This is a genomic window from Shewanella sp. Shew256, from assembly GCF_002196695.1.
Taxonomy (GTDB): Bacteria; Pseudomonadota; Gammaproteobacteria; order Enterobacterales; family Shewanellaceae; genus Shewanella; species Shewanella mangrovisoli.
In genome coordinates this window covers 188314-199869 of sequence record NZ_NAJR01000003.1, presented here as the reverse complement: position 1 = coordinate 199869, position 11556 = coordinate 188314, and the positions used below count along the sequence as shown (strand labels likewise).

The 11556-nt window shown below is 49.9% G+C and carries 11 protein-coding genes; 1 reads left to right on the top strand and 10 read right to left on the bottom strand.

Annotated elements, in window-relative coordinates; all coding sequences use genetic code 11:
* Positions 1–14: 14 nt before the first annotated feature.
* From rodA to leuS, 8 genes are all read right to left on the bottom strand, one after another.
* Entirely contained in the window at positions 15–1118 is a 1104-nt protein-coding gene (gene rodA, locus B5P39_RS06605) for a rod shape-determining protein RodA (protein WP_011716116.1), read from the bottom strand.
* The gene (gene mrdA, locus B5P39_RS06600) at positions 1115–2971 is read right to left on the bottom strand and encodes a penicillin-binding protein 2 (RefSeq protein WP_086903351.1); all 1857 of its coding nucleotides are present in this window, start codon (positions 2969–2971) and stop codon (positions 1115–1117) included. The genes rodA and mrdA overlap by 4 nt, the downstream gene beginning before the upstream one ends.
* Before the next feature lie 60 nt (positions 2972–3031).
* Entirely contained in the window at positions 3032–3502 is a 471-nt protein-coding gene (gene rlmH, locus B5P39_RS06595) for a 23S rRNA (pseudouridine(1915)-N(3))-methyltransferase RlmH (protein WP_011621784.1), read from the bottom strand.
* Complete coding sequence (rsfS, locus tag B5P39_RS06590; protein WP_037430791.1) at positions 3502–3831, bottom strand: ribosome silencing factor; 330 nt, start codon at positions 3829–3831, stop codon at positions 3502–3504. Before rsfS ends, rlmH begins: the two co-directional genes overlap by 1 nt.
* Positions 3832–3948: 117 nt before the next feature.
* Positions 3949–4587: a nicotinate-nucleotide adenylyltransferase gene (gene nadD / locus B5P39_RS06585; protein WP_088210893.1), complete on the bottom strand. Its 639-nt coding sequence runs from the start codon at positions 4585–4587 to the stop codon at positions 3949–3951.
* Positions 4588–4599: 12 nt separating this feature from the next.
* Positions 4600–5631, bottom strand: coding sequence for a DNA polymerase III subunit delta (gene holA, locus B5P39_RS06580; protein WP_088210892.1), 1032 nt, complete (start codon positions 5629–5631; stop codon positions 4600–4602).
* 52 nt (positions 5632–5683) lie between these two features.
* On the bottom strand, positions 5684–6178 hold the full coding sequence (locus B5P39_RS06575; RefSeq protein WP_011621788.1) for an LPS-assembly lipoprotein LptE: 495 nt from the start codon (positions 6176–6178) through the stop codon (positions 5684–5686).
* Positions 6179–6237: 59 nt separating this feature from the next.
* The gene (gene leuS / locus B5P39_RS06570; RefSeq protein WP_088210891.1) at positions 6238–8817 is read right to left on the bottom strand and encodes a leucine--tRNA ligase; all 2580 of its coding nucleotides are present in this window, start codon (positions 8815–8817) and stop codon (positions 6238–6240) included.
* Positions 8818–8938: 121 nt separating this feature from the next.
* On the opposite strand from leuS, the gene B5P39_RS06565 reads away from it, so the two are divergent.
* Positions 8939–9439, top strand: a complete 501-nt coding sequence (locus tag B5P39_RS06565) for a zinc ribbon-containing protein (RefSeq protein WP_011621790.1) — start codon at positions 8939–8941, stop codon at positions 9437–9439.
* A gap of 56 nt (positions 9440–9495) precedes the next feature.
* On the opposite strand, the gene B5P39_RS06560 is transcribed toward B5P39_RS06565, so the two are convergent.
* Complete coding sequence (locus B5P39_RS06560) at positions 9496–9990, bottom strand: type II secretion system protein (protein WP_176399874.1); 495 nt, start codon at positions 9988–9990, stop codon at positions 9496–9498.
* Positions 9991–9998: 8 nt separating this feature from the next.
* A complete protein-coding gene (gene lnt / locus B5P39_RS06555; RefSeq protein WP_088210890.1) occupies positions 9999–11555 on the bottom strand; it encodes an apolipoprotein N-acyltransferase in 1557 nt (518 codons plus the stop codon).
* Position 11556: the final 1 nt, after the last annotated feature.

Below are 11556 nucleotides of genomic sequence, written 5' to 3'. Positions count from 1 at the left end.
AAAGTCCCTAAAAATTATCTATCTACAAAACGTCTATGGGTATGAATGCTCATAAGAATGCCAAACCCTGTCATCAATGTCAGCATGGAAGTACCACCATAACTGACAAGGGGTAAAGGTACACCCACCACAGGCAGGATACCTGAAACCATACCAATATTCACAAAAACATAAACGAAGAAAGTCAATGTGATACTGCCTGCAAGGAGGCGGGCGAAGCTGGTTTGTGCGCGAGAGGCGATGACTAAGCCGCGTCCGATGATATACAGATACATCAGGAGCAGGATAATACTGCCTATCAGGCCAAACTCTTCACCGATCACCGCAAAGATGAAGTCGGTGTGACGTTCGGGGATAAATTCTAATTGGGATTGGGTGCCATCAAGCCAACCTTTGCCCCAGAGACCGCCGGAGCCAATGGCGATTTTCGATTGAATGATGTGGTAACCGGCACCTAGCGGATCCTTCTCCGGATCTAGTAGGGTCATAACGCGGGTTCTTTGGTAATCGTGCATCAGGAAGTACCAGAGGATCGGCAAGAAGGCTAATACGGCGGCAATAAAACCACCCACAATCGCCCAGCTCATGCCCGATAAAAACAGCACGAAAATGCCCGATGCCGCAACCAAAATCGAGGTACCTAAGTCAGGTTGTTTGGCAATTAACAGCGTCGGGACTAACAAAATCACCGCCGCACCTGCAAGGTAGCGTTTCTTCGGCGGCAAAGGGAACTTACTGATATACCACGCCATAGTGATAGGGAAGGCGAGTTTAATCAGTTCCGATGGCTGGAACTCCATAAAGCCTAAGTTCAACCAGCGCTGCGCGCCTTTATTGATTTCGCCAAAAAAATGTACCCCAAGTAGCAGTACAATCCCCGCAAGGTAAATCGGTAGGGCCCAGCGCTTTAGCGCCTCGGGATTGATCTGCGCCATGGTAAACATAATGCCTAGGGATAAAAACATCCTAAACAGTTGGCGCTCCATCATGCCAAGATCTTCACCGCTGGCGGAGTAGATAACAAACAGGCCAAAGCCCATGACGGCAAACAGACCGAGCAGTAAGGGCAAGTCGATATGCATTCGTTGCCAGATATTTTGACGTGGTTGGGCACTCATGGCGTTGGTTTCCAAGTGTCTCTTAGCATGTATTCATCGAGCATGGCGCGGGCGACTGGCCCTGCGTTTGCGCCACCCCAGCCGGCGTTTTCCATTACCACCGCGAGGACGATTTTCGGATCTTCAAAGGGTGCGTAGGCGACAACGAGGGCGTTATCGCGGAAATGCTCGGCAATCTTATTGGCATCGTACTTAGTGTTTTCGGCTACGCCAATGACCTGCGCCGTACCGGTTTTCATCGCGGCCGTGTAGCTGGCGTCGGTAAAACGCGACTTATGAGCAGTCTGGCGCATGGCTTCGTTGATAATTTTCCAGTTGCGCGGGTTTTTAAGCTCAATTGGCGGTAACTCGTTAATTGGCGAGTCAATTTTGGCCGTATTATCTTTAATCGACTTTAACAAATGTGGCGGGAAGCGGCGGCCATCATTGGCGAGGATGGCGGTGGCGCTGGCCAATTGCAATGGCGTTGCAGTCCAGTAGCCTTGGCCGATACCCACGGAAATCGTGTCGCCAATGTACCAAGCCTGATTGTATTTTAAGCGTTTCCAGTCCTTCGACGGCATATTGCCCGCCGACTCTTCGAAAATATCGACACCGGTATTTTGTCCAAAGCCGAATTGCTCCATAAAGCGGGCGATAGGGTCGACACCGATTTTATAAGCCAATTCATAGAAATAGGTATCGCAGGATTCGACGATGGCGCTGTAGACGTTGACCCAGCCATGGCCCCAACGTTTCCAGTCGCGGTATTTACGCTCAACGCCGGGGATTTGCCAAAAGCCAGGGTCCCAAATACGAGTGTGCTCGGTGACGGCTTTTTCATCTAACCCCAGTAGGGCGATAATGGGTTTGACCGTCGAGGCCGGTGCATATTGGCCTTGGGTGGCGCGGTTAATCAGCGGGCGGGATTTATCGTTCAATAAATCGCTGTAATCTTTGCTGTTAATCCCTTGGACGAACTGGTTTGGATCGTAACTTGGGCTTGAAACTAGGGCTAAGATGCCGCCGTCCCTCGGGTCGATCGCGACAATCGAGCCACGGTGACCTTGGAGTAATTCCACGGCCTTTTGCTGTAATTGCAAATCGAGGGTTAAGTAAATATCTTGCCCAGGCTCCGGTGGCACAATTTTAAGGGTGCGGATAGTCCGGCCGCGGTTGTTCACTTCTTCTTCGAGGTGGCCCGGCGTACCGTGCAGCAGAGATTCATAAAACTTTTCAATGCCTTGCTTACCAATATCCTTGGTGGCGGCATAATTCTTCCATTGATCGTTACGCTCCAATTGAGCGCGATCGCGGGTGTTGATTTTGCCCACATAGCCCAGCACATGGGTGAGCTGGCTCGCATAGGGGTAGTTACGCTTTAAACCCGCCTCGACGGATATCCCTGGGAAGCGATGCTGGTTCACGCTAAAAATCGCCACTTGCTCTTCAGTCAGCTGATTTTTAAGGGTAAGCGGTTTAAAGCGGCGGTGAAACTTTAAGGCGTCGGTAAAGGTTTCACGCTCATCAGGGGTGATCTCGATTAACTTGCCCAATTCGTCCAAGGTCTCGGACATATTGGCAATTTTTTCAGGCACCAGATCGAGGGAATAAAAGGGTTGGTTTTCGGCGAGGAGTACGCCGTTTCTGTCGTAAATCAGGCCACGACTGGGGGCGATGGGCACGACGCGAATACGGTTGTCATTAGAACGTGTTGCGTAATCTTTATAGGATTCAACCTGAAGGTGATAAAGATTGGTCACCAACACGCTCAGGAGGGCGACAACACAAAAAAAAGTGAACAGCGCACGGCGCTTAAACAGTGACGCCTCGGCGGCGTGGTCGTGCATGGTTATCCGCTTTTTTGGCGACACTTAGGCTATCTCCAGCTGATCCCATCCGGGTGGTTGACACTCGTTAACATCAAGATCCCGCTATTCTCTGTGATAAGGGTGATTGGTGTTCACGCTCCACGCGCGGTATAAGCTTTCGGCAACCACAATCCGCACCAGAGGATGGGGCAGGGTCAATGCCGATAGGCACCAACTCTGATGGGCGGCTTCCTTACAGGCGGGCGCTAAGCCTTCGGGGCCGCCAACCAGTAAGCTCACATCACGACCATCGAGTTGCCATTTGTTCATGGCGGTCGCCAATTCTGGCGTAGTCCAGTTTTTGCCGGGAAGATCTAAGGTGACAATGTGATTGCCCTTAGGGATTGCCGCTAACATTTGCTCGCCTTCCTTCTGCAGGATACGAACGATATCAGCGTTTTTTCCGCGCTTGCCGGCAGGGATTTCGATAAGTTCCAGCGCCATATCTCGGGGGAAGCGGCGTTGGTACTCTTCAAAGCCGCGGGTGACCCAATCGGGCATCCGTGTCCCTACTGCGATAAGTTGCAACTTCATTAGGCTTGCTTTTCTGACCAGAGCTTTTCAAGCTGGTAGAAATCGCGGGTTTGGTCTTGCATAACATGCAGGATCACGTTGCCCATATCCACCAATACCCATTCGCTGCTGTCGCGGCCTTCGATACCGATTGGTGGAATGCCAGCGGCTTTCGCTTCGAGCACGAGGTTTTCGGCGATCGCTTTCACGTGAGTTTTAGATGTACCTGAACAAATCACCATATAGTCAGTGATGTTAGATTGGTTGCTGACATCGATAACCACGACGTCACGGGCTTTTAAATCGTCGATTTTGTCGACAACAAACTGCTTTAATTCGGCGCTCTGCACGCTGATGTACCTCATTCATTTTAAATAGCGCGCTAGTATATCAGTCTTAAGCGGGGGAATACATTCTCTTAGCGATCTTCGCGGCTGAGTTTGTACTAATAGCGCTTGATTTTCGGTCTAAGAAAAATAAAGCCGTTGTTTTTGAATGTAATTTAGAGTGACGGGTAGGAGGGCGTCCAGCGGAATTTCCCCCATGGCCAGCTGTGAGCGAATTTGAGTGGACGAAATATCCTGTGGGCTGATATCGACGGTAAAGATGCGCCCATGTTGCGGCGCGCTTGAGTGACTTAAGTCTTCAAGCGTTGCGTGACGTGCAATGAGCTCATGCTGCATTGGGTGCCCTTCGGCTAAATGCCAGCCTGGGCGCTGACATACCACAATATTGGCTAATTCAAACAGTTGTTGCCATTTGTGCCAGCTTTGCAGGTGAATAAATGAATCCATCCCCATGATAAAAAACAGTTCGTCATCGGGATAAAGCCGACTTAACTGCTGAAGGGTGACAACCGTATAGGATGGACTGTCACGTTTAGCTTCGATATCACACAGCTCGAAACCTGTTAATGCCTCACATACCTGCGCGACCATTTCGAGCCGCTGCGCCGTGCTCGAGTGGGTGGTGTTTTTATGCGGCGGAATATGGTTGGGCATCAGCAGTATTTTATCCAGCTTGAGACTCGCTTTGACTTCCATCGCGGGGCGAATATGGCCGTAATGTATGGGGTCGAAGGTGCCGCCTAAAATACCGATACGCATTCAGTCAGTGCCTTAATCTAAGCTGATATGGGCCAAATGGCCGTGGGCCTTAGGATCGAATAATAAGCACAGGTGGCTAAGCCCTGTCCAATCTTCATGGCCTAATTGCTTTAGGTTCAGCTCCAGCTTAGACGCGAAGGCAAGCATATGTTCGACTTGGGTGAGGCTTAAGCGCTGCAACGCGGTCTGGTACAAGGGTTTGCGTTTATCCCAAATTCGATGTTTACCAAACAAGCTATTTAAGGGCGCGCCTTGGGCTTGTTCACTCTTGAGGCTAAGCAGTAGCTGCAACTCTTTGAATAAGGCCCAGAGTAAAATCGGCATGGCCGTGCCTTCACCGTTGAGCTGGGCCAACATATGCTGAGCACTGTCTTGGCGATTATTCAGCAGTGCATCGGTGAGCTGAAACACGGTAAAGCGGGATTGATCTTCAAAGTAATGGCTTAACTCGTCAGCACCGATAGGCTGACTTGGGCTTAACAGTTGTAGTAACTGCATGGCCTGATCTGCGGCGAGTAAATTCCCTTCGTAGAGTGTGTACAGCATAGCGCGCGCATCGGGTTGTAAATTCAGCTTAAAGTGTGCGATACGTGAGTCGAGCCAACGTCTGAATTGGTCGCCCTCTGGCGTAGTGCAGGGCAAATAAATCCCTAAACTATCCAAGGTTTTGAACCACTTGCTATTGGTTTGCTCGCTGGCGAGTTTTGGGCCTTCGAGGATCAGCAACACATCAGGATTTGGCGTTTGCAGCAACGCTTGTAGTGCCGCCGAACCATCTGCACCGGGTTTTGCGTTGGGCAGAGTTAGCTCAATGATGCGTCGACTAGAAAACAGGCTCATGGATTGCCATTCTTGGGTCAAGTCACCCCAGTTAAAACCCGTTTCTTGAATTAACTGAACGCGCTCTTCAAACCCTTGGCGTTTGGCTGCTTGGCGAATGTGATCCTTGGAGGTTTCGAGCAACCAAGGATCATCACCAAAAATCAGGTAGCAAGCGTGAAGCGGATTGAGATGGCGGGAGAGTTGATCAGGATAAACACGCATTTAAACCACTCTCCACATTTTATTGCAGTGCCACATTAATTTGGACCCTGCATTAATTCACCTCTGTGCTGGCCATGGATTGCAGGATCCGGTCGGCCGCCTGGATACGCATTTCTTTGACTAACAGTTCCATCTCACGGCTTTTCGCCAGTGCGGTGCGAGGGTCGTCTAAGTAATCGCGGCGAATTTCAATCTTGAAAGGCTGCGCCTCTTTGCCCGGCAAGGCCACGGCAAATTCGACGAAATAGATAAGCTCATACTCAGCCACATTGCCCGTAGGGTAAAGTGACAGGGTAGAACGCTCTAAGGAGTCGGTGATGAGCCTTAACACTGGCACATCATTGGCGGCATCGACAATCTTGACGTTGTTCAAACGTAACCGCTCACGCACCAAACGGGTGAGTTCGCTGTATTCGTCCGAGCTGCTCAAACTGAGTTGATTGAGCTGCTCGGGGATTTGGTAGCTACGTTGAAGCTTAAAACCGCAACCTGCGCTGGTCATAATGACCAGCGCCATGATTGCGAAAGCTAAGCGTTTAATTAGCATAAGTTTTCGCGGTTTCCTGTTTGTCTTGTGGACAGCATCCGTTTATCACAGCAACGATGTTAGTTGGCAACGATGCTGAGCAGTTTACCGGGTACATAGATAACTTTACGAACAGTAACACCATCTAAGTACTTGATGACTTGCTCGTCCGCCATACCCAAGGCTTCAACTGATGCTTGGTCAGCATCGGCTGCGACTGTGATCTTAGCGCGCACTTTACCGTTCACTTGTACCACGATGAGTTTGCTGTCTTCTACCAGTGCAGATTCATCGACGGTTGGCCATTGGCTGTCTTCGATGCTGTTGGTGTTGCCCAGTTCATTCCACAGGGTGAAGCTCACGTGCGGGATGATTGGGTACAGTAAACGCACTACCGCAGTTAAGGCTTCGCCGATAATGGCTCGGTCTTGACCTGTGGTTTGTGGCGCTTTTTGCAGGTGGTTCATCAGTTCCATCACGGCGGCAACCGCAGTGTTGAACATCTGACGACGGCCGATATCATCGGTCACCTTAGCGATAGTCTTGTGTACTTCACGGCGCAGTGCTTTTTGCTCGCTAGTTAATTTGCTAACGTCTAGTGCTTCGCTGTTGTCCTGCGCCACATAATCGCTGGCCAGTTTCCACAGACGTTTGATAAAGCGGTGCGCGCCTTCAACGCCAGACTCTTGCCATTCCAGGGTTAATTCTGGTGGAGAGGCGAACATCATAAACAGACGTACTGTGTCGGCGCCGTATTTCTCAACCATCACCTGTGGGTCGATACCGTTGTTTTTCGACTTAGACATCTTGCTCATACCGGTGTAAACCAGCTCGTTACCGTCTTTGTCGATAGCCTTAGTGATACGGCCCTTGTCGTCTTTTTCTGTGGTCACTACATCCAGCGGCGACACCCATACACGGGCACCTTTGTCGTTGGTGTAGTAGAAAGCATCGGCCAATACCATGCCCTGAGTCAGCAGTTGTTTTGCTGGCTCGTTAGTGTTGACTAGACCCGCGTCACGCAGCAACTTGTGGAAGAAGCGGAAGTATAACAAGTGCATACAGGCGTGTTCGATACCACCAATGTACTGATCTACTGGCAACCAGTAGTTAGCCTTGGTTGGATCTAACATTTGGTCAGCCTGTGGGCTGCAGTAACGGGCGTAATACCAAGAAGATTCCATAAAGGTATCGAAGGTATCGGTTTCGCGCAGGGCATCTTGACCATTAACTTGAGTTTTCGCCCATTCTTTATCGGCCTTGATTGGGCTTTGGATACCGTCCATCACTACATCTTCTGGCAGAATAACTGGCAGTTGATCTTCAGGTGTTGGGATAACAGTACCGTCGGCTAAGGTCACCATAGGAATTGGCGCGCCCCAGTAACGTTGACGTGATACACCCCAGTCGCGTAGACGGTAGTTTACTTGACGTTTGCCTTTTCCTTCAGCGACTAACTTGTCGGCGATGGCATTGAAGGCACCGTCAAAGTCTAAACCGTCGAACTCGCCAGAGTTAAACAGTACACCTTTTTCGGTGTAAGCCGCTTCGCTGATGTCTAACTCGCCGTCAACAGGTTTGATCACCGCTTCAATGGCTAAGTTGTACTTTTTCGCAAACTCGTAATCGCGTTGGTCGTGACCTGGAACTGACATCACTGCACCTGTGCCGTAGTTCATCAGGACGAAGTTAGCCGCCCAAATTGGCACTTGTTTGCCAGTGATTGGGTGAATGGCGTATAGGCCAGTTGCTACACCACGTTTTTCCATGGTGGCTAAATCGGCTTCAGACGTGGTGCTGTTTTTGCACTCTTCAACGAATTGGGCAAGCTCAGGGTTAGTTTGAGCCGCTAATTCGGCTAATGGGTGACCCGCTGCAATCGCCACATAGGTTACGCCCATTAAGGTATCTGGACGGGTAGTGTAAATGTCGAATGACTTGTCGCTACCCGCTACACCGAAGGTCATTTCCACGCCTTCGCTGCGACCAATCCAGTTGCGCTGCATGGTCTTAACTTGTTCAGGCCAGCCGTCTAAAGTGTCGATGTCGTTTAACAGTTCTTCGGCGTAGGCGGTGATCTTAATGAACCACTGTGGAATTTCTTTTTGTTCTACAGGGGTATCACAACGCCAGCAGCAACCGTCTTGTACTTGCTCGTTAGCCAGTACGGTTTCATCGTTAGGGCACCAGTTAACAGAAGCGGTCTTCTTGTAAACTAAGCCTTTTTCGTACAGTTTAGTGAAGAACCATTGTTCCCAGCGGTAATATTCTGGGGTACAAGTGGCGATTTCACGGCTCCAGTCATAGCCAAAACCCAGCAGTTTTAGCTGGTTTTTCATGTACTCAATGTTTTGATAAGTCCATGGTGCTGGAGCGGTTTTGTTGTTGATTGCGGCGTTTTCTGCAGGCAAACCGAAAGAGTCCCAACCGATAGGTTGTAGCACGTTTTTGCCTTGAAGACGCTGGAAGCGGGCAACCACATCGCCTATGGTATAGTTGCGAACGTGTCCCATGTGCAGTCGACCTGAAGGATAGGGGAACATCGAAAGGCAATAAAACTTTTCTTTGTTCGCATCTTCAGTAACTTCAAAGGTTTTGTTGTCGTGCCAGTGCTTTTGCACTAAGGCTTCAATTTCTGAGGGATTATATTGCTCTTGCATCACGCTATTTCCGGCAGTGCCGCCTATTTATTTGATCTAACGCCATATCGACGCGAATAAGATCTGCATAGAATAAACTAGAAGCGATGCATTAAAAAGGTTCTATGAAGGAGTATTGGTTATGAATGATAGAAGTAGTGCGCTACTAGGACTGTATCAAGCCTTAATTAACGAAGTGAAAGCGCAATTTGCGGAAGATAACTCGCTGACTGCAAAGAATTTATTTAAGTCTGTCACTCAAGGGAAGGAGTTTTTACGCCTCAAAGAACAAGCGGGGGAAGATGAGCTCGCCTTAGTGGAGCAATTCCTAAAGCGTGATATCGCCAGCTTTTTGCGTGAGCAAAATGCCGACAGTTTAAGCCATAGCCCAACGGTGATCACCCTCGAAAACACCCTTTGGCATTGGTTAAGTGAAATCACTGACCGTAGCCAAGTGGAGTGGCACGAGCTGACGCAAGATTTTAAACACCACGGCTATTACCAGAGCGGTGATATCGTCAGCCAAGGGGTGATGGTGTGCACTAACTGCGGTCATGAAATGAGTATTGAGTTCCCGGGAGTGATCCCCGATTGTCCCGAGTGTGACCATGAAGAGTTTACCCGCGAGGCGTTAACGCCTTAGTCCTGTGGTTGTGTCATAAATAAAAAACGACGCTTAGCGTCGTTTTTTATGCGTCATCAACAGCCTTGGATATTGATATCGTAAAGCGGTGGTGTGCTGGCATCGGCGGCTTGGGTGTAGCGGAAATAACACTGATCGTCGTCGGCTAAGGTGTTGTCATTCAAGTCGTAGCCGATGTAAGTAATATCAATGCCTTGGTATTGAATAACGAGTTTATCGTCTTTCACAATCCATTTCTCGATATCGGTATTGTCCAGATAACCCCATTTTAGGCGGGTTTCGGCTTTGCCATCACCATCAAGGTCGATGTCGATAATATCGTCACGCCCAGCAACGGCTTGACTCTGCAAGCTCGGCATTTGGGTCTTGGAATAGGCTAAGGTATTGGCGGTTTTTACGCTGGCTTGGAGTTGCAGTAGGCTTTTCTCCCGCGCCTCTTTGCTCATGCCGATAAATTTCGGTGTTGCGATAACCGCTAAAATCCCCAGTACGATAATAACGACCACGAGTTCGATTAAGGTAAAGCCTTGAGTGTGTTTGTGATTAATCATTTCAAATTCTATTGCTGTTTTTTACGACGAATAAAACCGAGTAACAGGAGCGCAGCACAGAGCAGTAGCAGCGGCGTTTGGCCGATTTTGGCAAACCAGGTTTGGCCTGTGACTAGTGGAATCGTCGCGCTCAGCACACCCGTTTCAAATTGCGGCAGTGCGGCTGTGATATTGCCATTCTCATCGACAACCGCGGTCACGCCATTATTGGTGGCGCGCACTAGAGGGCGGCCCAATTCGATGGCGCGCATTTGGGCGATTTCCATATGCTGCAACGGGCCATTTGAGGTGCCAAACCACGCATCATTCGATACGGTTAATAGCAGATCGGTGCCGAGGTTAACACTGTCACGCAGCTGCTCTGGGAAGGCGATTTCATAACAAATTGCCGGAGCAATTTTATGGCCTACGGCGCTCAAATTCGGCTGTTGATAATCGCCCCGTGCGAAGGAGGACATGGGCAGATTGAAGAAAGGCGCAATCGGGCGCAGTAAGGCTTCAAAGGGCACAAACTCACCGATAGGCAGCAGATGATGTTTCTTAAACTGGTTGCTGCCATCGCTCTCATAATCGGGCGTTTCTTGCTGCTTCTGATTATGGTTACCTAGCACTATCAAAGAGTTATAAAACTCGTCCTGTTGACGGCTAATAATCCCCGTAATGATTGAAGTGTGGTTAAGGTTGGCGACCTTGTTAGCATTATCCAAAAAGTCTTGCACCATAGATTCTGGCGCTGGGATCGCGGCTTCTGGCCAGACGATAATATCAGCGTCAAAGTGCTCACGGGATAAATCCATGTATTTCAATAGGGTTGGCCAGAGCGCCTCGGGTTCCCATTTCATACTCTGGGGGATATTCCCCTGTACCAAGGCAACTTTAACTGACTCGCCTGTTGGCTTTATTTGCGTTAGCTTTGGGGCAACCCAGGCCGCAGCTGCGATGATGGGCAGTAAAATCAACAGGCTTTTGTAGCGCTTGCTAAAACACAGAGCTAAGGCGCCCGCGAGCATCGCAATTAAGAAACTGAGTCCCAAGGCGCCAATGATACTCGCGAGTTCCTTTAATGGACCTTGGGTTTGGGAGTAGCCGGCCCAGATCCAGGGAAACCCCGTCATCACCCAGCCTCTGGCCCATTCGGTTAAGACCCAAAGCGCGGGGAAGAGTAATAGATTGCGCCATAACGAGGGCGTATTAGCGCGGGTCAACCACGCTAAACCGAGACCCGTTAAGGCCGGATAGAGGGCTAAATAGAGGGCTAACAGCGCCATTAGCCCCACTGACGCGGCTAAGGGGAGGCCACCGAAGGTGTCCATACTGACATGCACCCAACTGATCCCAACGGCGAAACAGCCAAAACCAAAGCTTAACCAATGGAAGAAGCTGACTTTAGAACCCAAGGAGCCACTCAGCCACAGGGCTAAGGCCATGGCGACGGGATAGATAATCCACAAGGAATAGGGGGCAAAGGAAAGCGCCGTACTGGCGCCTAAAATAAACGCCAGCACGAGCCGTAACGCGCTCAGTCGGGACTTTTGTTGGGCAAAAGCCCGAATCTTAGTTAGCACG

What these genes read in the sequence shown, in the direction of transcription:
- B5P39_RS06575 (WP_011621788.1), bottom strand. Translation starts at nt 6,178, where the DNA reads ATGCTAATTAAACGCTTAGCTTTCGCAATCATGGCGCTGGTCATTATG.
- B5P39_RS06560 (WP_176399874.1), bottom strand. Translation starts at nt 9,990, where the DNA reads ATGATTAATCACAAACACACTCAAGGCTTTACCTTAATCGAACTCGTG.
- nadD (WP_088210893.1), bottom strand. Translation starts at nt 4,587, where the DNA reads ATGCGTATCGGTATTTTAGGCGGCACCTTCGACCCCATACATTACGGC.
- holA (WP_088210892.1), bottom strand. Translation starts at nt 5,631, where the DNA reads ATGCGTGTTTATCCTGATCAACTCTCCCGCCATCTCAATCCGCTTCAC.
- B5P39_RS06565 (WP_011621790.1), top strand. Translation starts at nt 8,939, where the DNA reads ATGAATGATAGAAGTAGTGCGCTACTAGGACTGTATCAAGCCTTAATT.
- rlmH (WP_011621784.1), bottom strand. Translation starts at nt 3,502, where the DNA reads ATGAAGTTGCAACTTATCGCAGTAGGGACACGGATGCCCGATTGGGTC.
- rodA (WP_011716116.1), bottom strand. Translation starts at nt 1,118, where the DNA reads ATGAGTGCCCAACCACGTCAAAATATCTGGCAACGAATGCATATCGAC.
- leuS (WP_088210891.1), bottom strand. Translation starts at nt 8,817, where the DNA reads ATGCAAGAGCAATATAATCCCTCAGAAATTGAAGCCTTAGTGCAAAAG.